The following is a 23,606-nucleotide window of genomic DNA, read 5'->3' on the forward strand; positions in this document are numbered from 1 at the left end:
AGCTTCGCACGCGGGTACGGCCGCCGCACGTCCCCTGTCACCGGTTCGGCCCCACCGCCTTGGCCGCATCGGCCGGGGAGTCCGCCGCCGGCTCGGGGTGGTGGCAGGCCACCCGGTGGTCGGGGGCCAGTTCGAGCAGGGGTGGTTCCTGCTGCTTGCACACGTCCGTGGCCTTCCAGCAGCGCGTGTGGAAGCGGCACCCGGACGGCGGAGCGATGGGCGAGGGCACGTCGCCCTTGAGCAAAATGCGCCCCCGGCTACCGCCGGGAGGTGCCCCCAGCTTGGTGCGCCGCGCCGGGTCCGGCACCGGCACGGCCGACAGCAGCGCCTTGGTGTACGGGTGCCGGGGCCCGGTGTAGAGGGAGGCGCGGCCGGCGAGCTCCACCACCTTGCCGAGGTACATCACCGCGATGCGGTCCGAGACGTGCCGGATGACCGACAGGTCGTGGGCGATGATGACGTACGTCAGCCCCAGCTCGTCCTGGAGGTCGTCCAGGAGGTTGACCACCTGGGCCTGGATGGACACGTCGAGCGCGGAGACCGGTTCGTCGGCGACGACCAGCTTGGGCTTGAGGGCGAGGGCGCGGGCGATGCCGATGCGCTGCCGCTGGCCGCCGGAGAACTCGTGCGGGTAGCGGTTGTAGTGCTCGGGGCTGAGGCCCACCAGCTCCAGCAGCCGCTGCACCTCCTTCTTCACCCCGCCGTCGGGCGTGATGCCCTGGAGGCGGAAGGGGGCGCCGACGATGCTGCCGACGGTGTGCCGCGGATTGAGCGACGAGTACGGGTCCTGGAAGATCATCTGCACGTCGCGGCGCAGCGGGCGCATCCCGGCCACGCCGAGGTGGGTGATGTCGGTGCCCTCGAACTCGATGCGGCCGGCGGTCGGTTCGAGCAGCCGGGTGACGAGCCGGCCCATGGTCGACTTGCCGCAGCCCGACTCGCCCACCACGCCGAGGGTCTCCCCCGCGCGCACCTCCAGGCTGATGCCGTCCACGGCCTGGACGGCGCCGACCGTGCGCTGGAGCAGGCCCTTGCGGATCGGGAAGTGCTTGACCAGCCCCTCGACCTTGAGGAGCGGTGCACCCTCGTTCGTCACAGCGTCCTGGTTGGTCACGGCTTTCCTCACGACGTACCCCGCAGCTTCGGTGCGATCTCTTCGTTCCAGATCCGGGTGCGCTCCGCGGGCGGCAGGTGGCAGGCGGAGTGGTGGGCGGTGGCGCCCGGCACCGGGAGCAGCTCGGGCCGCTGCGTGCGGGTGACGTCGCCGGCCGGTACGTCCGCGTAGGGGCAGCGCGGGTTGAAGGCGCAGCCCGGCGGCACGTTGATCAGGCTGGGCGGCGAGCCCTTGACGGGGATGAGCCGCTCGGTCTGCTCGCGGTCGATGCGCGGCATGGACCCCAGCAGGCCCCAGGTGTACGGGTGCTGGGGGTGATGGAAGACCTGCTCGGCGGGGCCGCGCTCGACGCAGCGGCCCGCGTACATCACGAGGATGTCGTCGGCCAGCTCGGCGACGACGCCCAGGTCGTGGGTGATGATGATGACGGCCGAGCCGAACTCCTTCTGGAGGTCGCGGATGAGGTCGAGGATCTGGGCCTGGACGGTGACGTCGAGGGCCGTGGTGGGCTCGTCGGCGATGAGCAGCTCGGGGTTGTTCACCAGCGCCATGGCGATCATGGCGCGCTGGCGCATGCCGCCGGAGAACTGGTGCGGGTAGTCGTCGACGCGGCGGTGGGGCTCGGGGATGCCGACCCGGTCGAGCAGTTCGACGGCGCGCTTGCGGGCGGTGGCCTTGTCGGCGTCGTGGTGGACCCGGTACGCCTCGACGATCTGGGCGCCGACGGTGAAGTAGGGGTGCATGGCCGACAGCGGGTCCTGGAAGATCATGGCCATGTCGCGGCCGCGCAGCCGGCGCACCTCCTCGGGGCCGGCGCTCATCAGCTCCGTGCCGTCGAGCCAGATCTCGCCGCTGATGCGGGCCTTGCGGCGGCCGTACTGGCCGACGGTGTGCAGGCCCATGATGCCGAGGGAGGTGACGGACTTGCCGGAGCCGGACTCGCCGACGATGCCGAGGGTGCGGCCCTTCTCCAGGGTGAAGGACAGCCCGTCCACGGACTTCACCAGGCCGTCGTCGGTGGGGAAGTGCACGCGCAGGTCGCGCACCTCCAGGAAGGCGGTGGGGGCAGGGGTCACGACAGCCTCACTCGGGGGTCGATCACGGCGTACAGGAGGTCCACGACGAGGTTGGCGACGATGACGGCGGTGGAGGTGAAGAGGGTGACGCCGAGGATCATCGGCAGGTCGCGCTCGCCGATCGCCACGACCGCGGCCCGGCCCAGGCCCTGGAGGTTGAAGGTGGACTCGGTGAGGATCGCGCCGCCGATGAGGGCGCCGAGGTCCATGCCGAGGATGGTGAGGACGGGCGTCATGGTGGAGCGCATGGCGTGCTTGCCGATGACGACGGGCTCGCGCAGGCCCTTGGCGCGGGCGGTGCGGATGTAGTCCTCGCCGAGCACCTCCAGCATGGTGGCGCGGGTGAGCCGGGCGTACATGGCGGCGTAGAGGAAGGCCAGCGTGATCCACGGCATCATCAGGCCGCTGAACCAGGCGCCGGGGTCCTCCGCGAAGTCGGTGTACTCGCCGTCGACCCAGCCCAGCCAGTAGTGGAAGACGGCGAGCGAGAGCAGGCCGGTGAAGTAGATGGGCAGGGACACGCCGGCGAGGGCGACCGTCATGGCGGAGCGGTCCCAGAGGGTGCCGCGCTTGAGGGCGGAGACGACGCCGGTGGCGACGCCGCCCAGCAGCCACAGCACGGCGGCGCCGGAGACGAGGGAGAGCGTGACGGGCAGCCGGTCGGTCAGCACGGGCCAGATCAGCTGCTCGTTGCGGAAGGAGTAGCCGAAGCAGGGTGCCGGGCAGTGCTCGGTGGTGCCCCCTCCGGTGTAGTCCCGGCCGGCGAACAGGCCGGAGACGAAGTGCCAGAACTGCACGAGGATGGGGTCGTCGAGTTCGAGCTTCTGCCGGATGCCCTCGATGGACGCGGGGTCGGCCTGCTTCCCGACGAAGAGCGTGGCGACGTCCGTCCCGGTGAGCTTGGGGATGGCGAAGAAGATGCTCAGCGTCACCAGGACGACCACGCCCAGCATCACGATGACGGCGAACAGCCGCCTGACGAGGTAAGCGAACACTGCGGTCGGCCCGGCGGCGGCCGGGGACGGAAGGACGGTCCCCGGCCGCCGCGCGCGGCCCTCACCTGCCCTTCGGGCCTAGGGGCGGCTGTGCCGGCGGAGCGGACGGAGCGGCGGTCACCTGACGACGCCCAGGGAGGCGTAGTCGTAACGCCCGTTGTAGGCGTCCGAGGTGTAGGCGTTGGTCAGCCGGGAGCTGCGCCAGATGATGTTCTTCTCGTAGGTGAAGGGCATGTACCAGGCGCCCTCGGTGACCTTCTTGTTGGCCTCCTGGTAGAGCTTGCCCGCCTTGTCGGGGTCGGTCTCGGCGATGGCGTCGTCGAAGAGCTTGTTGATGGCCGGGTCGTCGAGTTCGGGGAAGTTCTGGTTGCCGCTCTCCTGGATGAAGCGCCCGTCGGCGAGGGGCTGGAGGAAGCCCTGGCCGCTGGGGAAGTCGGCGCCCCAGCCGAAGACGAGGATGCCGTAGCCCTTGGCCTTGACGTTCTTGGGCGCCCCGATGATGCCGGTGCTCTGCGCGCCGTCGTACGGGTCGATCTGGGCGTCGATGCCGACCTTCTTCAGGGCGGCCTGCATGGACTCGGCGGTGGCGATCTCCTGCGGCTTGTTGTTGCGGACCGCGATGGTGGTGCGGAAGCCGTCGGGCTTGCCGCACGCCTTCAGCTCCTCCTTGGCCTTGGCCTCGTCGGGCTTGCCCTGCTTGAGCTTGAACGGGTCGTAGCCGGGGTCGTAGCCCTTCACGGAGGGCGGCAGCATGCTCGTGCCGATGTCGCCGCCGGCCTCGGGGCCGCCGCGCGCGGTCTGGAGGGAGGTGTGGTCGGAGGCGTAGATGACGGCCTTGCGGCAGTGCTCGTTGTCGAACGGGGCGACCGACTTGGGGAAGGCGGCGAAGCGGATGAAGCCGGTCTGCGGGTTGTCGATGTTGCCGCGGCTGGACTGGAGGGCCTTCTGCCGGCCGGCGGAGCCCATGCCCGTGGCGTTGATGTCGACGTCGTACTCGCCGGCGATGAGCTTCTTGTCCATGTCGTCGGCGTTGCTGGTCAGCCGGAGCGAGATCTTGTCGGGCAGGGCCTTGCGCACCGGGTCGGAGTCACGGTTCCACTTGTCGTTGCGGACCAGCTCCAGCCCCTTGTTGGCGGTGTAGGAGACGAACTTGTACGGGCCGTTGGAGAATGGTTTCAGCCCGTACTTCTCGGCGGTGTCCTTGTCCGGGCGCACCGGCGCGGCGGCCGGGATGGCCAGCATCTGCAGGAAGTCGCCGTTGGGCTTGGGCAGATGGAAGACGATGGTCCTGTCGTCGGGCGTCTCGATGGCCTTCAGGCCCAGCTTGTCGGGCGTGTCGTCCTTGTACGGGCCCTTGTAGGACCGCTCGGGGTCCAGCACCTGCATCAGCCACTGGGGGCCGCCGGAGATCTTGTCGGTGGCCCAGGTCCGCTCGATGCCGTACTTGATCTGCTTGCTGGTGACGGGCTGCCCGTCCTCCCACGTGAGGCCGTCGCGCAGGGTGAAGGTGTAGGTCTTCTTGTCGTCCGACAGCTTGCCCGTGTCGGTGGCCATGTCCGCCACCACGTCCACGGACTGCGCGCCGGGCGCGGGCTTCGGGGTGACGAGCGTACGGGTGTAGTAGCGGGCGAAGTCCCACATGAAGCCGTAGTAGCCGCGCTGCGGGTCCCAGGAGTCGGCGTCCTGGGTGCCGATGAACTTCAGCTCGCCGCCCTTCTTGTCCGAGGCGCTCGCCACCTTGTTGATGCCGGCGTTGAAGCCCGCGGCCTTGCCGCCGCCCTTGCCGTCCTTGCCGCCGCCACCGCCGCCGCAGGCGGCGGTGGAGACGAGGGCCGCGACGACGAGGGCCGCGCCGGCGGCCGTGCGACGCCCGGCCCGGGATGCCTGCGATGTCGGTGACGCCGTGATTTTTCCGGCTTTTCTCGCGCTCAAGGTGTCGTGACCTCCGTGGTGTGGGCGGTGGTGTCGGCGTTGGGTGCGGAAGGGCGCCGGCTCAGCGCGAGCCCTTCGGGTCCAGCGCGTCGCGCACGCCGTCGCCGAAGAGGTTGAAGGCCAGCACGGTGACGAAGATGGCCAGACCCGGGATGATCATGAACATGGGGTCGGACTCGTAGGTGGTGACGGCCTTGGAGAGCATCTGCCCCCAGGACGACGTCGGCGACTTCACCCCGGCGCCGAGGAAGCTCAGCGCCGCCTCGTTGAGCACGTTGGTGGGGATCATCAGCGTGGCGTACACGGTGATCGGGGCGACCAGGTTGGGCAGCAGCTCGCGGAAGAGGATGTAGCCGCGCCCGGCCCCCAGGCTGCGCGCGGCCTCGACGTACTCCCGTTCGCGCAGCGACAGCGTCTGGCCGCGCACGATACGGCCGACGTAGGGCCAGCCGAAGAAGCCGATCACCAGGATCAGCACGGCCATCCGCACGCCCGAACCGCTCAGGCCCAGCAGGGAGTTGGGCATGACCGAGACGAGCGCGATGATGAACAGCAGCTGGGGGAAGGACAGCAGCACGTCCATCACGCGGCTGACGACGGTGTCGATCCAGCCGCCGAAGTAGCCGGCGACGACGCCGAGCACGGTGCCCACCACCACGGCCACCACCGCGGAGAGGAAGGCCACCAGCAGTGACACGCGGGCGCCGTAGACGACGCGGCTGAAGACGTCCCGGCCGTTGACGGGTTCGACGCCGAACAGGAAGTCCTTGTCGATGCCGCCCCAGGCGCCCTTCGGGGTGCCGAACAGCGCGTCGATGCGCTCCTCGTGGTACTCGTTCGGCGGATGGCCCAGCAGGCTCACGATGAGCGGGGCGAACACGGCCACGAGGACCAGCAGCAGCACGACCACGCCGCCGGCCAGCGCAATCCTGTCGCGCCGGAGCCGCACCCAGGCGATGCGCCAGGGCGAGCGCCCCTCGATGGCCTTGGCCGGCGCGCCGGCGGTGACATCGACGGCTGCGGTCTCGGCCGCGCCCGTGTCGTGCAGTGGTGCCGTCATGTCTGCGGACCCCTCTCGGCCGGCGTACGGCCGGCCCAACGCCCGCCGCGCCGCGGCGGGTTCACTCACCTGTGCAGGACGTGCCAGACGTGCAGGACGTACGGGACGTGCAGGGCGTGCAAGTGGTGCTGTTGCGCGGGACGTTCACACGGAGCTGAGGCAGTGCGGGGCAGTGCACACGGGGGGCCGCGGAGCAGGCGTTTCCGGCGCTGCGGGGAGCCGGCGGCCCTCGATGCGGGGAGTCTTCATCGCGTCCGCGATCAGTCGCCAGCCCTGGCCCGCAAAGGATGCGCAACCGTGATCTGCGAAGGGAGGTTCCGTTATACGGACACGGCTCCCCGGGATCGGTACGGGGATCAGTACGGGGACCGGTACGGGATCAGTACCGGGATCAGTAGGTGCCGGCCTGCCAGCCGGGCTGCGCCGGCGGCGGGTAACCGTAGCCCGCGTGCCCGGAGGACGCCGCCGGGGCCTCGGGCGCGGCACCCCCGTAGGCGTCCCGGTCGAAGAACGGGCGGGCGTGGGCCCGCATCCACAGCGCGACCGGGTCGTACGCGTCGGACAGCGCCACCGTGGAGACCGGCAGCCCCTCGGGCACCGCGTCCACGGACTGCCGCATCATCTGCCGCACCGACTCCACGGCGGCCGGCGACGCGTCGTACAGATCGAGGCCGATGGCCAGGTAGGGCGTGCCCAGCGCGGGCTGCACCCAGGCGCGGCGCAGGGCCCGTACGGCGGGGGTGCGGTGCGCGTTCTGCCCGAGCAGGGCGTAGAACTGCGGGATCTCCAGGGCGGGCTCGCTCAGCCGCAGCGGGCCGGCGGGCAGCCGGTCCAGGCCGCCGGCGATGCGGCGCAGGTCGGCCCAGGGCACGCCGACGCCGCCGCCGGGCGCGTGCGGGTTGAGCCACAGGCCCCAGCGCTCGGGGTAGAGGGAGGCGGCGACCGCGGTGACGGGCACGACCTCGTGGGCGCGGGTCCAGCCGCTGGCCGCCAGCTCCTGCGCGGACGTCACGCAGGGGGCGTAGCCGTGGCCCTCGACCTCCATGTTGCCGTACTGGGCGTCGGGGGCGCCGGGCTGCCCGTGCCAGAGCAGCATCCACACCCGGCCCTCGGCCAGGGCGCGCAGCAACGCCTCGTACGTCTCGTACCGGCCGGGCGCCACTTGGCGCAGCACCTGCTCGACGCCGCCCTCCGCGCCCGCGCTCACCTGGGTCCGCCTCTTCTCTCGGCTCTTGTTCCGGCTGTCCGGTCGTCCAACCAGCTTACGAGCCCGCGGCCGCGGGCAGGGCCGCCGTCACAGGTCACGGTCGTAGAACGGCCGGACGGTGTCGCGGATCCAGTGGCCCACGGGGTCGTTGGCGACGTCGAGGAACACCATCTGGACGGGCCAGGGCACGGGCGCGCCGCCCAGCGCGCGGCCGAGGGCGTTCATGGCGGCGGCGCGGCTGTCGGGGTCGGGCAGGTCGAGCTCGACGCCGATGAACAGGGCGGGGTCGCCGCCCTCGACGCTGGCGAGGGCGCGCCGCGCGGTGCGGACGCCGGGGGTGTTGCGGAACTCCAGTCCGGCGGCGGCGAGGAAACCGGTGGGCTCCTCCTGCCAGTCGGGCTGGAACAGCCGGACCCGGCCGCCGCTGGGCTCGGCGGGGTCGAGCGGGACGTGCCCGGCGCGGCACAGCTCGGCGACGGCGGGGGGCGGCAGCGGCACCGTGACCGTGCCCTCGGGGTTGACGGCGATGCCCACCTGCGGGGGCAGCCCGCGGGCGAACTGCACGGCGGGGGCGACGGCGAAGGAGGTGTGCGGGCCCATCACCCGCAGGAACTGCTCGTGGGAGCTGAACACCGGTACGTACGCCTGTCCGTCGAGCTCCAGCGCGGGCAGGTCGAGGTCGGGGCTGTCCGGGCCGCCGCCGTTGGGCAGCGGCACCCAGATGCTGCTGCGGCCGAGCACGTCGACGATGCGGGGGCCGGCGCCGGGCATGCCCACGGACGCGGCGAGGACCTCTTCCAGCTCGTTGGCCGGCCACGGGGTGGAGTGCTCGGGAATGCTCACCCCCGAAAGATAACGGCTGGACCCCGGGCCGCGAACAGGGGTGCCCCGCACGGCGGGAGCCCGCCGTCACCCGAACGTGATGGCGCGCAGCGCCGTGGCGGCGGCGCGGTCCAGCACGCGGGTGGTGGCGGCGCCCGGCACGCCGCCGGGGGCCAGCGCGGAGCGCGTCAGGCGGTCCATGGCGCGGCGGTGGTGGCGGAAGGCGGCGGGCGACACCGTACGGCCCCGGGCGGCCTGGCCGGCCAGCGCCACCTCGGGGTCCACGGCGAGCAGCAGGACGTGCAGGGAGCCGCCGCGGCGCGCGGCGCCGCGGGCGAGCCAGCGGCGCACCCAGGGCCACTGCCCGCAGTCGTGCACCACGAGGCTGGTGCCGGAGCGCAGGGCCCGGCGCAGGGCCGCGTAGTGCGCGCCGCGCACGACCGGCCGGTAGAGGGCGTAGGGGAGCCGGCGCAGCCCGGGCGGCAGCCGGCGCTCGACGCGGGCGCGCGCGTCCTGCGAGTCGATGCACAGCACCGCCTCGTCGCGCACGGCGCGCTTGATCAGCGTGGACTTCCCGCTTCCGGGCAGCCCGGAGACCACCAGCACGTCACCCGCCGGATACCGCAGTTCCCGGACGCGGTCCGGGCAGGCCGGGGCCCGCGCCGTCACGTCCGTCCGCACCTTGTCCGCCGTCCCTCCCCCTCCCGTTCCAGGAAAACGTAATCGAAGTCATGGGGCGGTGGGCAGTCCGTCGCACGCTCGTACGTGCAATGATGTGCGCGCCCAACTCCATATCGCGCCGCTCGAGCCCCCGCGGGAGAGTCCCGGTGCCGCGTCGTACGACGCCGCGCACCGGGCGCCGAAGGAGCAAGTTCCTCCCTTGAATCTCTCAGGCCCCGTACCGCGAGGGTGAGGCAGATCTGAAAAGCGGACCGTCCTTCCGTCGCGGAGGGCCCGGTCCCACCGAAGGTGCAAGCCGTGACCCTTTCTGACAGGCGGGGGTCACGGTGAACCTCTCAGGTTCCGATGACAGATGGGGAGGCCGTACCTCGGTGTTTCCTCACCTCGGTATTCCTCCGCCGCGACTCATGCCCGGGAGCCTGACATGACCGACGCCCCCCGCCGCACGCCCCTGGACGCGCTGCACCGCGCCCTCGGCGCCACGATGACCGACTTCGCGGGCTGGGACATGCCGCTCCGCTACGGCAGCGAGCGCGACGAGCACGTGGCCGTGCGCACCCGCGCCGGCCTCTTCGACCTGTCCCACATGGGCGAGATCACCCTCACGGGCCCGCAGGCCGGCGAGGCCCTCGACTTCGCCCTCGTGGGTCACATCTCGGCGCTCGCCGTGGGCCGCGCCCGCTACACGATGATCTGCCGGGAGGACGGCGGCATCCTCGACGACCTGATCGTCTACCGCCTGGGCGAGCAGGAGTACATGGTCGTCGCCAACGCCTCCAACGCCCAGGTGGTGCTGGACGCCCTCACGGAGCGCGCCGCCGGCTTCGACGCGGCCGTCCGCGACGACCGGGAGAACTACGCGCTGATCGCCGTCCAGGGCCCGGCCTCCCCCGGCATCCTGAAGGCGGTCACCGACGCCGACCTGGACGGCCTGAAGTACTACGCGGGCCTGCCCGGCACCGTCGCCGGCGTGTCCGCGCTGATCGCCCGCACGGGCTACACCGGCGAGGACGGCTTCGAGCTGTTCGTCGCGCCGGGCGACGCGGAGAAGCTGTGGCAGGCGCTCACCGAGGCCGGCGCGGAGGCCGGGCTCGTCGCCTGCGGCCTGTCCTGCCGTGACACGCTGCGCCTGGAGGCCGGCATGCCGCTGTACGGGCACGAGCTGACCACGGCGACGACGCCCTTCGACGCCGGTCTGGGCCGCGTGGTCAAGTTCGACAAGCCGGGCGACTTCGTGGGCCGCGCTGCGCTGGAGGCCGCGGCCGAGCGCGCCGCGCAGCAGCCGCCGCGCAAGCTCGTGGGCCTGGTCGCCACCGGCCGCCGGGTGCCGCGCGCCGGCTACCCGGTGGTGGCGGGCGGCGCGGTGATCGGCGAGGTCACCTCCGGCGCCCCCTCCCCCACCCTGGCCAAGCCGATCGCGATCGCCTACGTCGACGCGGAGCACGCCACGCCCGGCACGGAGGGCGTGGCGGTGGACATCCGCGGCAGCCACGAGCCGTACGAGGTCGTCGCGCTCCCCTTCTACAAGCGGGCCCGCTGACCCCTCGGACACCACCCCCGTCCCACTTCTGTCTCACCTGTCAAGACCCGATGCCGAAGCACTCACGCACGTACAGGAGAATCGAGCCATGAGCAACCCCCAGCAGCTGCGCTACACCAAGGAGCACGAGTGGCTGTCGGCCACCGACGAGAACGGTGTGGCGACGGTGGGTATCACCGAGTTCGCGGCCAACGCGCTCGGTGACGTCGTCTACGCCCAGCTCCCCGCGGTCGGTGACACCATCACCGCTGGTGAGACCTGTGGCGAGCTGGAGTCGACCAAGTCGGTCAGCGACCTCTTCGCCCCGGTGTCGGGCGAGGTCGTCGAGGCCAACCAGGACGTCGTGGACGACCCCTCGCTGGTGAATTCCGCCCCCTTCGAGGGCGGCTGGCTGTTCAAGGTGAAGATCACGGACGAGCCGGCGGACCTCCTGACCGCCGACGCGTACACGGAATTCGCCGGCTGACCCCCTCCTCCGCCCCAAGGGAAGTCCAGGAACACCTCATGTCGCTCCTCAACAGCTCCCTCCACGAGCTCGACCCCGACGTCGCCGCCGCCGTCGACGCCGAGCTCCACCGCCAGCAGTCCACCCTCGAGATGATCGCCTCGGAGAACTTCGCTCCGGTTGCGGTCATGGAGGCCCAGGGCTCCGTCCTCACCAACAAGTACGCCGAGGGCTACCCGGGCCGCCGCTACTACGGCGGTTGCGAGCACGTCGACGTCGTCGAGCGCATCGCGATCGACCGCGTCAAGGCGCTGTTCGGCGCCGAGCACGCCAACGTGCAGCCGCACTCCGGCGCGCAGGCCAACGCGGCGGCGATGTTCGCCCTGCTCAGCCCGGGCGACACCATCCTGGGCCTGAACCTGGCGCACGGTGGTCACCTGACCCACGGCATGAAGATCAACTTCTCCGGCAAGCTCTACAACGTGGTCGCGTACCACGTCGACGAGGCGACCAACCGCGTCGACATGGACGAGGTCGAGCGCCTCGCCAAGGAGCACCGCCCGAAGCTGATCGTCGCCGGCTGGTCGGCCTACCCGCGCCAGCTGGACTTCGCCGCCTTCCGCCGCATCGCCGACGAGGTCGGCGCGTACCTGATGGTCGACATGGCCCACTTCGCGGGCCTGGTGGCGGCCGGGCTGCACCCCAACCCGGTGCCGCACGCGCACGTGGTGACCACCACCACGCACAAGACGCTCGGCGGCCCCCGCGGCGGTGTGATCCTCTCCACCCAGGAGCTGGCCAAGAAGATCAACTCCGCGGTCTTCCCCGGCCAGCAGGGCGGCCCGCTGGAGCACGTCGTCGCGGCCAAGGCCGTGGCGTTCAAGGTCGCCGCGAGCGAGGAGTTCAAGGACCGCCAGCGCCGCACGCTGGAGGGCGCCAAGATCCTCGCCGACCGCCTGACCCGCGAGGACGTCAAGGAGGCCGGCGTCTCCGTGCTGTCCGGCGGCACGGACGTGCACCTGGTCCTGGTCGACCTGCGCAACTCCGAGCTGGACGGCCAGCAGGCCGAGGACCGTCTCCACGAGGTCGGCATCACGGTCAACCGGAACGCCATCCCGAACGACCCGCGCCCGCCGATGGTCACCTCCGGCCTGCGCATCGGCACGCCGGCCCTCGCCACCCGCGGCTTCCAGGCCGAGGACTTCCGCGAGGTCGCCGACATCATCGCCGAGGCCCTCAAGCCGTCCTACGACGTCCAGGCGCTGCGCGCCCGCGTCACCGCCCTCGCGGACAAGCACCCGCTGTACGCGGGCCTGAAGCAGGACTGAGGCACCACGGGTAACGGTCGGTAACCCGCCGTTCACCGAGGGGCAGGGGGCGCCGCACACACTGTGAGATGTGCGGCGCCCCGTCCGCTCCATCACTGCACCACGAGCGTGCACACTGAAACAGAGCACCACCAGCACGACCCACGACCAGACAGGGAGCAGCCACTGTGGCCATCTCCGTTTTCGATCTCTTCTCGATCGGCATAGGCCCGTCCAGCTCCCACACGGTCGGCCCCATGCGCGCCGCCCGGATGTTCGTGGGCCGCCTGAAGAAGGACGGGCTGCTGGCCCAGACCACGGCCGTCCGCGCCGAGCTCTTCGGTTCCCTGGGCGCCACCGGCCACGGCCACGGCACCCCCAAGGCCGTCCTGCTCGGCCTGGAGGGCCACTCGCCCCGCACCGTCGACGTCGAGACCGCCGACGACGAGGTCGAGCGCATCCGCACGACCAAGCGGCTGCGGCTGCTCGGCGCCGAAATAGGCTCGGCGCACGAGATCGACTTCGACGAGTCGTCCCAGCTGATCCTGCACCGCCGCCGCGCCCTGCCGTACCACGCCAACGGCATGACGCTCTTCGCGTACGACGAGTCGGGCGCCCCGCTGCTGGAGAAGACCTACTACTCGGTCGGCGGCGGCTTCGTCGTCGACGAGGACGCGGTGGGCGCGGACCGGATCGTCCTGGACGACACGGTGCTGAAGTACCCCTTCCGCACCGGTGACGAGCTGCTGCGCATGTCCCGCGAGTCCGGCCTGTCGATCTCCGCGATGATGATGGAGAACGAGAAGGCGTGGCGCACGGAGACGGAGATCCGTGAGGGCCTCCTGGAGATCTGGCGCGTGATGCAGGGCTGCGTGGCGCGCGGCATGTCCCGCGAGGGCATCCTGCCGGGCGGCCTGAAGGTCCGCCGCCGGGCCGCCAGCACCGCCCGCCAGCTGCGTGCCGAGGGCGACGCGCAGGCCCGCGCGATGGAGTGGATCACGGTCTACGCCATGGCCGTCAACGAGGAGAACGCCGCCGGCGGCCGGGTCGTCACCGCCCCCACCAACGGCGCCGCGGGCATCATCCCGGCCGTGCTGCACTACTACATGAACTTCGTGCCGGGCGCCGACGAGGAGGGCGTGGTCCGCTTCCTGCTCGCCGCGGGCGCCATCGGCATGCTCTTCAAGGAGAACGCCTCGATCTCCGGCGCCGAGGTCGGCTGCCAGGGCGAGGTCGGCTCCGCCTGCTCGATGGCCTCCGGCGGCCTCGCCGAGGTCCTCGGCGGCACCCCGGAGCAGGTCGAGAACGCCGCGGAGATCGGCATGGAGCACAACCTCGGCCTGACCTGCGACCCGGTCGGCGGCCTGGTGCAGATCCCCTGCATCGAGCGCAACGGCATGGCCGCCGCCAAGGCCGTCACCGCCGCCCGCATGGCCCTGCGCGGCGACGGCCGGCACCACGTCTCCCTCGACAAGGTCATCAAGACCATGAAGGAGACGGGCGCGGACATGAAGGTCAAGTACAAGGAGACGGCCCGCGGCGGTCTCGCGGTCAACGTCATCGAGTGCTGATCGTCCGTTGAGACGGCCACCGGCCGCCGGTACCCCGTGGGGTGCCGGCGGCCGGTGTGTTTCCCCGCCGCGTGGGTCAGCGGTTCTTCTCGTTGTCGTACGCCTTGACGGCCGCGTCACCGAAGTGCGGGCTGCGTTCCTCGTCGGAGGACTCCGTCAGGTGGTGGCTGACGTTGCCCACCATGTAGCCCCAGCCGCGGGACGTCTGGAGGTCGTCCAGCCAGGGGCCGCCGCTGGCGCCGCCGCCCTGGTCGCAGTGGATGGCCTGGAGGTTGCCCGTGCGCCAGGTCTTCCCCGTGCAGTAGCGCAGCTGCTGGCCGTTGATGCCGCCGCGGGCCGGGTGGGTGCGGTACGGGTAGCCGAACTCGTGGGCCTGCCAGGCGTAGCCGCCGTTGAACTTGTAGCCCTGCGAGCCCGTCACGTCGGCCACCTTGCGGCCGTTCTGCGGCCAGAGGGTGATGACGGCCAGGTCGTAGTCGAAGTTCCGCTTCTCGTGCCAGCCCTTGGGCGTGGTGACCGACTTCCACGACCAGGCGCCGAGCGGGCGCTGGTTGTCGTGGTAGTCCGGCACGAACTGGAAGTTGGTGTACCAGTGCTTGTTGCCGTCGCTCACGCAGTGGCCCGCCGTCCAGATGACGGACTTGTTCGGCGTGTTGACGACGGTGGCGGTGCACTCGCTGCCGCCCTTGGGCGTGGTGAAGTACAGCTTGCCGATCGTGGTGGCCGGCATGCGCCCGTGCGCCGTCCACACCTGCGAGCGCGGGATGTCGGCGAGCGCGGCGTCCGGTGCCGCGCCGCCCTTCGTGGCCGCGGCGGGTGCCGAGCCGGGCGCGCTGCGGGCCGGCAGCCGGTGCGACTGCGGCTCGGCCGTGCGCTCCTTGCCCGCCGCCGGCGGCGTCATCGGCCGGGCCGCTCTCATCCGTTCGGGCGTCCAGTGGCGTAACACCGCCGCCGGGTCCTGCGAGGCGTCGCCCGATGCGCTGTGCTGCACCGCCGTGGAGGCCGTGTTCGCGTCCATCGGACCGGGCGTCGCGGCCTGCGCCGTCACGGCCGGGACGCTCAGCGCGCACATCAGCGCGCCGGCCGCGGCCACGGCCGTCGTGAAGCGTGTGGTCACCCCGTTTCCCCCCTTGCCTGCTGTTCTGCTGGGATGCGAGCGATGACAGCAGGGGGCGGAAGGGGGAAGAAAGGCTTCGGCCCGCATTGGCCGGTTCCCGGCGGCGGGCCCGGCCCGGGTGGCGGGGCGTTGCTACGGTGGCGGCGTGTGCCGTCCCGCGCCGGCCGGTGCGGGCAGCGGCGGGGAGGACAGGTGATCGGGATGACGAGGACGGTGTCCCGGAGCTCGCGGCGGACGCGGCGGGCGGTGCTGGCGCTGGCCGGCGTGACCGCGGTGGCCGCGACCGTCACCGCCGCCCTGTGGCGCGGCGGCACGACGCCCCAACAGCCTCCGCCGGACGCCCCCGTCACGCAGGTGGCGCCGGGCGGCCCGGACGACGTGGCGCGCCACTGGACGCCCGAGCGCGTCCGCGAGGCGCAGGAGAACATGCGGCACGGCGGCGACCCCGAGGGCTGAGCGGACGGCTCAGGCGCCGGGCTCCCGGGTCTCCTCGCGCACCCAGGCCAGGTACGCGTCGCTGCCCGCCGTCACGGGCAGGGCGATGACCTCGGGCACGTCGTAGGTGTGCTCGGCCCGGACGTGGGCCTCCAGGGCCGCGCAGCGGTCCGCCGTCGTCTTGTACAGCACGCGCCACTCCTGGTCGGCGCGGACCTCGCCCTCCCAGCGGTAGACGCTGGTGACGGGTCCGTCGATCTGGGCGCAGGCGGCGAGGCGGCGTTCGACGGCCGTGGCCGCCAGGTGACGGGCGTGCTCCTCGCCGTCCGTCGTCGTCATCACCGTGATCACCCTGCTCGCCGTCGTCGCGGCGGAGGGGTCCTGGACGGCGTCGTACTCGTGCTCCGGCATGGTGCCGACCGTACCGGAGCACCGGCGGCCCCGGGTCAGCGGTTGAGGTAGGTCCAGAACTCCTCGAAGGACAGCAGGCGGTCGCCGTCCAGGTCGCGCTCGTCGATGATGGCCTGGGCCATGGTCTCCGTGACGAAGTGGTCGCCGAGCTGCGCCATCGCGCTCTTGTACTCGGTGGCGGTGATGAAACCGTCGCCGTTGGCGTCGAAGCGGTCGAACGCCGTGCGGGCCTCGGCCTCGTTGATTCCGGCCATGGTGGGGCCTCCCCTGTGTGTCGTGGATGGGACCGGCAAAGATTAGCCGCCGGTCCTCCTGCACAGAGTCACCAGGCGCAGGTAACGGTTCCAGTCCCAGTGCGGGCCGGGGTCGGTGTGGGTGGCGCCGGGCACTTCGCTGTGGCCGATGACGTGCTCGCGGTCGGCCGGGATGCCGTGCCGGGCGCAGACGGCGGCGGTGAGGCGGGCGGAGGCGCGGTAGAGGGCGTCGGTGAGGAACTCGGGGCGGGCGGGCCAGCCTTCGTGCTCGATGCCGATGCTGTGGGTGTTGTACTCCCAGTTGCCGGCGTGCCAGGCGATGTCCTTCTCGGCCACGAGGCGGGCGACCTCGCCGGTGGCGGAGGCGACCAGGTAGTGGGCCGAGACGCGGGAGGCGGGGTCCTGGAAGATGCGCGTGGTGTCGGCGAAGGTCTCCTCGGTCAGGTGGATCACCACGTACCGGACGGGGTGGGAGGCCGGGCGGTCGGCGACGGTGTAGTTGGCGGGGTGCGCGGGGAGTGACAGGTTCCAAGGATCACGCATAAACATAAGCCCTACCGTGGGTTCTATTCATGGAATTCAAGGCCCGTGGCTGACGTCACCTTTGAATGGCGAGGTCTTCTTTTGGCCGGAGGGCACTCTCCGTGTCATAGTCGACCCACGGCCTCCCATTGACCCGGGCTCGGGCCGACCTCGCCGCGGGCCACACCCCACCCCTGCCCGCGGCCTCCGCACGGCCCCCGGCTCGTCGCACTCCGACGCGAACGGGGGCCTGCGCGCATCCGCGGTCAGCGCTCGGCCACCCGCATCTCGAACCAGGTGGTCTTCCCCCGCGCCAGCAGGTCCACGCCCCACCGGTCGGAGAGCTTGTCGACCAGGAACAGGCCGCGCCCGTTGGTGTCCAGCTCCCGCACCGGCAGCAGGCACGGCAGCCCCCGCGAGGGGTCCCGCACCTCGATCCGCAGCCGGCCGCGGCGCCGGTGCATCCGCAGCCCGAAGCAGCGCGCGCCGGTGTGCCGCACGGCGTTCCCGACGAGCTCCGAGACCAGCAGCACCACGCACTCCGTGAGCGGCTCGGGCAGCCCCCAGTGGCGCGAGAGCACGATCTCGGTCATCCGGCGGGCGGCCGCGGCCGACTCGGGCCGCGAGGGGAGCTCCACTTCGCCGGCCGTGGGATCGCCGAACATGCCGAACGCCTCGAGCACCAGCTCGTCCTCAACCGTCGCGGCCGGCGACACAGTGGTCGTGCCGGCCCGCTGCCGCGGCTGCTCCGTTCCCTCCAGGCCCGCCATGCCCCCCATGATGGCCGCAGGAACGGCGCCCCGGAGCCGAACGCCGGGATTGGACACGGCCGTCGGAGCCCCGCCGGACCCCCGTGGAGTCATATGCCAGCGGCTCGATGCCTCCGGCGGGACCCGAGGTGACCTGCGGCGACAGCCCCTGCCCAGAAGATCGCGGGGAGTGCCGGCGGGGCCCGGGCGAAGGGTGGCGGACGCCCGGCGGAATTCCCCCACACGGGGCAATCGCCGGAACGACGGGCTCCGGGCGTCCGCCGTCAAACCGTCCCGGGTCAGACGAACTTGGCCTTACCCGGGCCGTCCTCCACGAAGCTCCGCATCCCGATCTCGCGGTCCTCGGTGGCGAACAGCCCCGCGAACCAGTTGCGCTCGATGGCGAGGCCGGTGTCGATGTCGGTCTCCAGACCCGCGTCCACGGCCTCCTTGGCGGCGCGCAGCGCGATGGCGGGACCGGCGGCCAGCTTCGCGGCCCAGGCGTGCGCGGCCGCGTACACCTCGGCGGCGGGCACCACGCGGTCGACCAGGCCGAGGGCGAGCGCCTCGTCGGCCTTGACCTGACGGCCCGTGAAGATGAGGTCCTTGGCCTTGGAGGGGCCGATCAGCCGGGACAGCCGCTGGGTGCCGCCCGCGCCCGGGATGAGGCCGAGCAGGATCTCCGGCTGGCCCAGCTTGGCGTTGTCCGCGGCGATCCGGTAGTCGGCGCACAGGGCCAGCTCGCAGCCGCCGCCGAGCGCGTAGCCGGTGACGGCGGCGACGACGGGCTTGGGGATGCGGGCCACGGCCGTGAAGGCGTCCTGGAGGCCGCGGGACCGCGCCACCATGGCGGCGTGGTCCATCTCCCGCATCTCCTTGATGTCCGCGCCGGCGGCGAACACCTTCTCCCCGCCCCACAGCACGACGGCCCGCACGTCGGTGCGGCGGGTCAGCTCCCCGGCCACCTCCAGCAACCGGTCCTGGGTGGCGATGTCCAGCGCGTTCATCGGGGGGCGGTCCAGACGGACGGTCCCCACGCCCTCGGCGACCTCTAGATGCACAGTCATGGCAGCAGGTTAGCCCTCGTTAACGGCCTGCGGCCCGGTGCGCTCGGTCACAGGGACCGAACGGCACCGGGCCGCAGGGGGGCGTACGAGGCGTCAGCCCTCGCTCTTCCCCCAGTCCGCCCAGGACATGTTCCAGCCGTTGAGGCCGTTGGACGGGTCGATGACCTTGTCCTTGGAGTTCTTCACCACGACCACGTCGCCGAGGAGGGAGTTGTTGAAGAACCAGGCCGCCGGCGTGCCGTTGTCGCCGCCGCCGCGCTGGTCGTACAGGCCGACGCAGCCGTGGCTGACGTTCTCGGAGCCGAACGTGCCCTCGCCCGACCAGTAGTTGCCGTGCAGGAAGGTGCCCGAGTTGGACAGGCGCATGGCGTGCGGCACGTCCGGGATGTCGTACTCGCCGCCGAAGCCGACCGTGCGGCCGTCCATGCGGGTCACTTCGTACTTCTCGCTGATGACCATCTGGCCGTTGTACGTGGAGTGGCCCGGGGCGCCCGCGGAGATCGGGATGGTCTTGAGGACCTTGCCGTCGCGCTCGACGGTCATCTGGTGGGACGCGGCGTCCACCGTGCTGACCTGGCTGCGGCCGATGGTGAACTTCACCGTCTTGTTCTGCGTGCCGTAGACGCCCTTGCGGCCCTCGACGCCGTCGAGGTTCATGGTCATGGTGACCTTGGTGCCCGGCTTCCAGTACTGCTCGGGGCGGAAGTCCAGGCGGTCGTTGCCGAACCAGTGGCCCTTGATCTCCACGGCCGGCTCGGCGGTCACCTTGATGGCGCGCTGGACGGCCTGGGGGTTCTCGATGCCCCGGCTGAAATTGAGCGACACGGGCATGCCCACGCCCACCGTGCTGCCGTCCTCCGGCGTGAAGTAGCCGACGAACGTGTTCTCGGGGGTGAGGGTGGTGAACGCCGCGTGCTTGGCGGCCGTGCGGCCCTTGTCGTCCTTGGCGAGGGCGTCGACCGCGTACTTGGTGGACGCGCCCAGGTGGGTCGCCGGCTCCCACGTGGAGCCGTCGCCGCTGATCTTCCCGTCGATCTGGTGGCCCTTGTCGTCGGCCACCTTCACCGACGTCAGCTTGCCGTTCTTGGCGGTCACCTTGAGGGCGCCGCTGGTCTGCACGTCCTTCGAGCCGTCGCCCGGCGCGATGTCCACCACGGCCTGGGACGGGCCGTCGGCCTTGGCGTCCTTGCCGCCGCCCGAGCCCCCGTCACAGGCGCTGACGACAAGCGTCAGCGCGGCACCGAGCAGCAGGGCGGACAGCCCACGGCGGGCCCGGCTCCCGGATATCGGCTGCACCTTCGACAACGGTTCTTCTCCCCTCGCACGGCCCGCGGCCACGCGGCGCCCCCGTGGCGTGCCGAGCACGCCTCGATCGATAGATAACCACACGCCACCGACATCGCTGACCTCGGGATTGTCACCATTCGGTCCCAAACGGGGGCGGTGATGCAGAGCCGTGCGCCTGTGGTGAAGGCGGTGACCGAAGTGAAGCGGCTGATTCCGGCCAGGTCAAACCCGGCCGCCCGGCAGGTGCCCGGAGGCCCCTGCCGGTCCGCCGCCGGCGCCCCGCAGCGCGGACCCCGCCAGCCACTGCTCCCACGTCAGGTTCCAGCCGCTCAGGCCGTTGTCGGGGGCCGGCGCCGGCTCGCCGGAGCCCACCACCTCGACCACGTCGCCCAGCAGCGAGGAGGCGTAGAACCGGCCGGCGGGCGTCGTCTCCCCGCCGCCGCGCACGTCCGGCAGCCCGATGCAGCCGTGGCTGGTGTTGCGGGTGCCGAAGACGTCGGGCTCCGCCCAGTAGTTGCCGTGCAGGAAGGTGCCGGAGGCGGTGAGCCGCATCGCGTGCGGTACGTCCGAGATGTCGTACTCGCCCCCGAAGCCGACGGTGTCACCGTTCATCCGGGTCATGGGGAACTTCTCGCTGATGACCAGTTTGCCGCCGTACGTCTCGCTGCCGGGCCGGCCCGCCGTGATGGGCACGGTGGCCACCGGCCGGCCGTCGCGCACCACGGTCATCGTGTGCCGCGCCGCGTCCACCGTGCTGACCTGGCTGCGCCCCACGGTGAACCGCACCGTCTTGCGCTGGAGCCCGTAGACACCGGGCGCCGACCGCACGTCCCGCAGCCGCAGGTCCATCGTCACCACCGTGCCCGGCAGCCAGTACGTGCGCGGCCGGAAGTCCAGCCGGGTGGGCCCGAACCAGTGCGCGGCCACGCGCTGCGCCGGCTGCGCGGTGACGCGGATGGCGCGCTCGACGGCTGCCCGGTCGGCGACGGGGCGGCTGAAGCCGAACGACACGATCATGCCGGTGCCGACGGTGGAACCGGCCTCGGGCGAGAAGGAACCGATGAACCGGTGTTCGGGCACGTACGTACTGAAGCCGGTGTGCCGCACCGTGCGGCGCCCGGAGCCGTCCCGTGCGACGGCGTCCACCGTGTAGTGCGCGGCCAGGTCCAGCCGCCCGCCGGCCGGCCGCCAGGTGTGACCGCCGGACTGGATACGGCCGCTGACGGTGCGCCGGATGCCGTCGGCGCGGTACTCGGACACCCGTACCCGCTCCAGCACCCCGCGCGACGACCGCACCTCCAGCCGGCCGTCCGCCGGCACGCCGCGCGCCCGGTCCCGGGGCACCACCTGGATGAGGTCGCTCGCCGGGCGGGCGTCGTCCATCAGCGCGGTGGCGGGCCGGTCCGGGGCGGCGACGTGGGTGCACCCGGCGAGCGCGGCCAGCGACACCAGCAGGGCCAGCCGGCGCAGCGCACGCGGGAGAACAGGAGTCACACCCGGCCCAACGACCGGCGGCCGCCGGGGAAACGAAGCGGCACTCGCTTGCTGACCCCGATCACACGTGTGAGCGCATGCGTGGATCTGGGAAGAACGGGGAGAAGGACCCACGCCGGGCGCCCCGGTCCCGGGACGGCCGGGCCGTCCCGGCGCGCCGCCCGCGAGCCGCCGGAGGCCCAGCATGCCGAGCGCACCCGAGCACGAGGCCCGCCGGCGGGCCCCCTCCGCGGCCGTCCGGCCGGCGCCCCCGGAGCCGGCCGGGCCGCGCTCCGTGCTGCCGGGCGCGCCCGAACCGCTCGGCGCCCGCTTCGCCACCGGCCCGGACGGCACGCCCGGCACCCGTTTCGCGCTGTGGGCCGGCGGTGCCGAGGCCGTGGAGCTCTGCCTGTTCGAGGAGGGCGGGGGCGGCGACGCGCTGCGGGAGACCCGGCTGCCGCTGACCGCCGGCGCGCACGGCACCTGGCACGGCTTCGTCCCCGGCGTCCTGCCCGGCCACCGCTACGGCTACCGCGTGCACGGCCGCTGGGACCCCTGGACCGGCGCCCGCTGGAACCCGGCCAAGCTGCTCCTCGACCCGTACGCGCGCGCCGTGGACGGGGACTTCTCGCTGCCGCCGCACGTGTACGGGCACGTGCGCGACTGGCCGCAGCAGCACGTCGCCGACACGGTCCGCGACGAGCGGGACTCCGCGCCGTACGTGCCCAAGGGCGTGGTGGTCCACGATGACGACGACTGGTCCGACGACCACCGCCCCGGCACGCCCTGGCCCGAGTCGGTCCTCTACGAACTGCACGTGCGCGGCTTCACCATGCGTCACCCCGGCATACCCGAACAGCTGCGCGGAACGTACGCCGGGCTGGCCCACCCCGCCGCGCTGGAGCACCTGACGCGACTCGGTGTCACGGCGGTCGAACTGCTGCCGGTGCATCAGTTCGCGCACGAGGACCACCTGCTGCGGCGCGGCCTGCGCAACTACTGGGGGTACAACAGCGTCGCCTGGTTCGCGCCGCACGCCGGCTACGCCGCCGGCGGCACCCGCGGCCAGCAGGTGGGCGAGTTCAAACGAATGGTCCGCGCCCTGCACGCGGCCGGCATCGAGGTGCTCCTCGACGTCGTCTACAACCACACCGCCGAGGGCGGCGAACTCGGCCCCACCCTCTCCCTGCGCGGCATCGACAACCGCCACTACTACCGGCTGCAGGACGACCCGCGCCGCTACGCCGACCACACCGGCTGCGGCAACACCCTGAACGTCGTCCGGCCCGCCGCACTCCGCCTCGTCACCGACTCGCTGCGCTACTGGGTGACCGAGATGGGCGTCGACGGCTTCCGCTTCGACCTCGCCGCCGCCCTGGCCCGCACCGCCACGCACGACGTGGACATGCTCTCGCCGTTCCTCGCCACCGTCGCCCAGGACCCCGTGCTGCGCCGGGTCAAACTGATCGCCGAGCCCTGGGACGTGGGCCCCGGCGGCTACCGCGCCGGGGCCTTCCCGCCCCCGTGGAGCGAGTGGAACGACCGCTACCGCGACGCGGTGCGCGACTTCTGGCGCGGCGCCCTGCCGGACCTGCGCGACCTCGGCTACCGGCTGTCCGGCTCCAGCGACCTCTACGCCCGCGACGGCCGGCGCCCCTGGGCCTCCGTCAACTACGTCACCGCGCACGACGGCTTCACCCTGCGCGACCTGGTCAGCTACGAACGCAAGCACAACGAGGCCAACGGCGAGGGCAACCGCGACGGCGCCGACGACAACCGCTCGTGGAACTGCGGCACCGAGGGCGAGACGGCCGACCTGCGCGTCCGGGCGCTGCGCCGGCGGCAGGTGCGCAACCTGCTGACGACGCTGCTGCTGTCGGCGGGCGTGCCGATGCTTGTCGCGGGCGACGAGATGGGCCGCACCCAGCGCGGCAACAACAACGCCTACTGCCAGGACAACGAGACCGGCTGGGTCGACTGGTCGCTGCTGGACGACCCGGGCTGGCGCGGCGTGGCCGCCCTGTGCGCCCGCCTGGTGGCGCTGCGCCGCGCCCATCCGGCGCTGCGCAGCCCCTCCTTCTTCTCCGGCCTGCCGCGCGAGGGCAGCGGGCTGCGCGACCTGGCCTGGTTCACGCCGGGCGGTACGGAGATGACGGAGGCCGACTGGTATGCGCCCTCGGCCACGCTCGGGCTGTACCTCTCCGGGCCGGAGGTCCCGGCCGGGGAGCCGGGGGGCGCGCCGGTCACCGGTGAGAGCTTCCTGCTGATCCTGCACGCTGGTGCGCGCGCCCTGCGCTTCACCCTGCCCGGACCGCCGTGGGCCCGGTCGTACGCGTTACTGGCCAACACCGCCCTGGAGGACCAGAGCACCGCCCCCGACCTGCACCGGGACGGTGGGAGCCGGATATCGGTGCGGGGGCGCTCGGTGCTGCTGTGGCGGGTGGTGCCGGAGAGGGAGGGCTCCGCACCCCTCTCCCCCGGCCCCTGAGCGGTCCGCCCCTGAACGGAATGCCGAATACGGATGAACACTGTCCGTGGTGG

22 protein-coding genes and 1 riboswitch are annotated in these 23,606 nt (G+C 72.2%); of the genes, 6 read left to right on the top strand and 16 right to left on the bottom strand.

Going from position 1 to position 23,606, the window contains the following annotated elements; all coding sequences use genetic code 11:
* Positions 1-37: 37 nt before the first annotated feature.
* From IE305_RS17155 to IE305_RS17190, 8 genes are all read right to left on the bottom strand, one after another.
* On the bottom strand, positions 38-1,126 hold the full coding sequence (locus IE305_RS17155; RefSeq protein ID WP_373311659.1) for an ABC transporter ATP-binding protein: 1,089 nt from the start codon (positions 1,124-1,126) through the stop codon (positions 38-40).
* Complete coding sequence (locus IE305_RS17160) at positions 1,123-2,190, bottom strand: ABC transporter ATP-binding protein (RefSeq protein WP_190130479.1); 1,068 nt, start codon at positions 2,188-2,190, stop codon at positions 1,123-1,125. The genes IE305_RS17155 and IE305_RS17160 overlap by 4 nt, the downstream gene beginning before the upstream one ends.
* Complete coding sequence (locus IE305_RS17165) at positions 2,187-3,185, bottom strand: ABC transporter permease (protein WP_190130480.1); 999 nt, start codon at positions 3,183-3,185, stop codon at positions 2,187-2,189. The genes IE305_RS17160 and IE305_RS17165 overlap by 4 nt, the downstream gene beginning before the upstream one ends.
* Positions 3,186-3,302: 117 nt before the next feature.
* Positions 3,303-5,117: an ABC transporter substrate-binding protein gene (locus IE305_RS17170; protein WP_229891098.1), complete on the bottom strand. Its 1,815-nt coding sequence runs from the start codon at positions 5,115-5,117 to the stop codon at positions 3,303-3,305.
* Between the two features lie 61 nt (positions 5,118-5,178).
* Complete coding sequence (locus tag IE305_RS17175; RefSeq protein WP_190130481.1) at positions 5,179-6,177, bottom strand: ABC transporter permease; 999 nt, start codon at positions 6,175-6,177, stop codon at positions 5,179-5,181.
* Positions 6,178-6,568: 391 nt separating this feature from the next.
* Positions 6,569-7,384, bottom strand: coding sequence for an enhanced serine sensitivity protein SseB C-terminal domain-containing protein (locus tag IE305_RS17180; protein WP_190130482.1), 816 nt, complete (start codon positions 7,382-7,384; stop codon positions 6,569-6,571).
* Positions 7,385-7,471: 87 nt separating this feature from the next.
* Positions 7,472-8,227, bottom strand: coding sequence for an enhanced serine sensitivity protein SseB (locus tag IE305_RS17185; RefSeq protein WP_268255933.1), 756 nt, complete (start codon positions 8,225-8,227; stop codon positions 7,472-7,474).
* A gap of 66 nt (positions 8,228-8,293) precedes the next feature.
* Positions 8,294-8,875 (bottom strand): AAA family ATPase, encoded by a 582-nt coding sequence (locus tag IE305_RS17190; RefSeq protein WP_229891100.1) that lies wholly within the window; start codon positions 8,873-8,875, stop codon positions 8,294-8,296.
* Between the two features lie 135 nt (positions 8,876-9,010).
* Positions 9,011-9,120, top strand: a riboswitch (glycine riboswitch).
* 191 nt (positions 9,121-9,311) lie between these two features.
* Between IE305_RS17190 and gcvT the strand changes: the two genes are divergently transcribed.
* The 4 genes from gcvT to IE305_RS17210 all read left to right on the top strand — a co-directional run bounded on the left by gcvT (position 9,312) and on the right by IE305_RS17210 (position 13,750).
* Positions 9,312-10,427, top strand: a complete 1,116-nt coding sequence (gene gcvT, locus IE305_RS17195) for a glycine cleavage system aminomethyltransferase GcvT (RefSeq protein WP_190130484.1) — start codon at positions 9,312-9,314, stop codon at positions 10,425-10,427.
* Positions 10,428-10,515: 88 nt separating this feature from the next.
* Positions 10,516-10,893, top strand: coding sequence for a glycine cleavage system protein GcvH (gene gcvH, locus IE305_RS17200; RefSeq protein ID WP_190130485.1), 378 nt, complete (start codon positions 10,516-10,518; stop codon positions 10,891-10,893).
* Positions 10,894-10,931: 38 nt separating this feature from the next.
* Positions 10,932-12,200 carry a serine hydroxymethyltransferase gene (gene glyA / locus IE305_RS17205; RefSeq protein ID WP_190130486.1) on the top strand — a complete coding sequence of 423 codons (1,269 nt, stop codon included), beginning with the start codon at positions 10,932-10,934 and terminating at the stop codon, positions 12,198-12,200.
* 167 nt (positions 12,201-12,367) lie between these two features.
* Positions 12,368-13,750: an L-serine ammonia-lyase gene (locus IE305_RS17210; protein ID WP_190130487.1), complete on the top strand. Its 1,383-nt coding sequence runs from the start codon at positions 12,368-12,370 to the stop codon at positions 13,748-13,750.
* A gap of 76 nt (positions 13,751-13,826) precedes the next feature.
* Here the strand turns inward: IE305_RS17210 and IE305_RS17215 are convergent, their stop codons facing one another.
* Positions 13,827-14,867: a trypsin-like serine peptidase gene (locus IE305_RS17215; RefSeq protein ID WP_190130488.1), complete on the bottom strand. Its 1,041-nt coding sequence runs from the start codon at positions 14,865-14,867 to the stop codon at positions 13,827-13,829.
* Positions 14,868-15,068: 201 nt separating this feature from the next.
* Here IE305_RS17215 and IE305_RS17220 point away from each other — a divergent pair, with 201 nt between their 5' ends.
* Positions 15,069-15,323: a hypothetical protein gene (locus IE305_RS17220; protein ID WP_190130489.1), complete on the top strand. Its 255-nt coding sequence runs from the start codon at positions 15,069-15,071 to the stop codon at positions 15,321-15,323.
* 9 nt (positions 15,324-15,332) lie between these two features.
* Here IE305_RS17220 and cutA read toward each other — a convergent pair whose 3' ends face one another.
* The 7 genes from cutA to IE305_RS17255 all read right to left on the bottom strand — a co-directional run bounded on the left by cutA (position 15,333) and on the right by IE305_RS17255 (position 21,086).
* A complete protein-coding gene (gene cutA, locus IE305_RS17225; protein ID WP_229891135.1) occupies positions 15,333-15,641 on the bottom strand; it encodes a divalent-cation tolerance protein CutA in 309 nt (102 codons plus the stop codon).
* A gap of 107 nt (positions 15,642-15,748) precedes the next feature.
* A complete protein-coding gene (locus IE305_RS17230; RefSeq protein ID WP_190130491.1) occupies positions 15,749-15,967 on the bottom strand; it encodes an EF-hand domain-containing protein in 219 nt (72 codons plus the stop codon).
* Positions 15,968-16,009: 42 nt separating this feature from the next.
* Positions 16,010-16,510, bottom strand: a complete 501-nt coding sequence (locus IE305_RS17235) for an N-acetylmuramoyl-L-alanine amidase (RefSeq protein ID WP_229891102.1) — start codon at positions 16,508-16,510, stop codon at positions 16,010-16,012.
* Positions 16,511-16,755: 245 nt separating this feature from the next.
* Positions 16,756-17,259 carry an ATP-binding protein gene (locus IE305_RS17240; protein ID WP_190130493.1) on the bottom strand — a complete coding sequence of 168 codons (504 nt, stop codon included), beginning with the start codon at positions 17,257-17,259 and terminating at the stop codon, positions 16,756-16,758.
* Positions 17,260-17,537: 278 nt separating this feature from the next.
* Positions 17,538-18,305, bottom strand: coding sequence for an enoyl-CoA hydratase/isomerase family protein (locus IE305_RS17245; protein WP_190130494.1), 768 nt, complete (start codon positions 18,303-18,305; stop codon positions 17,538-17,540).
* Positions 18,306-18,398: 93 nt separating this feature from the next.
* Positions 18,399-19,601, bottom strand: coding sequence for a L,D-transpeptidase (locus IE305_RS17250; protein ID WP_190130495.1), 1,203 nt, complete (start codon positions 19,599-19,601; stop codon positions 18,399-18,401).
* A gap of 213 nt (positions 19,602-19,814) precedes the next feature.
* On the bottom strand, positions 19,815-21,086 hold the full coding sequence (locus IE305_RS17255) for a L,D-transpeptidase (RefSeq protein ID WP_229891106.1): 1,272 nt from the start codon (positions 21,084-21,086) through the stop codon (positions 19,815-19,817).
* Between the two features lie 184 nt (positions 21,087-21,270).
* Here IE305_RS17255 and glgX point away from each other — a divergent pair, with 184 nt between their 5' ends.
* A complete protein-coding gene (glgX, locus tag IE305_RS17260; protein ID WP_190130497.1) occupies positions 21,271-23,553 on the top strand; it encodes a glycogen debranching protein GlgX in 2,283 nt (760 codons plus the stop codon).
* The last annotated feature ends 53 nt before the right edge of the window (positions 23,554-23,606 follow it).

It is taken from the genome of Streptomyces mashuensis (assembly GCF_014654785.1).
In the GTDB taxonomy this organism is placed as follows: domain Bacteria; phylum Actinomycetota; class Actinomycetes; order Streptomycetales; family Streptomycetaceae; genus Streptomyces; species Streptomyces mashuensis.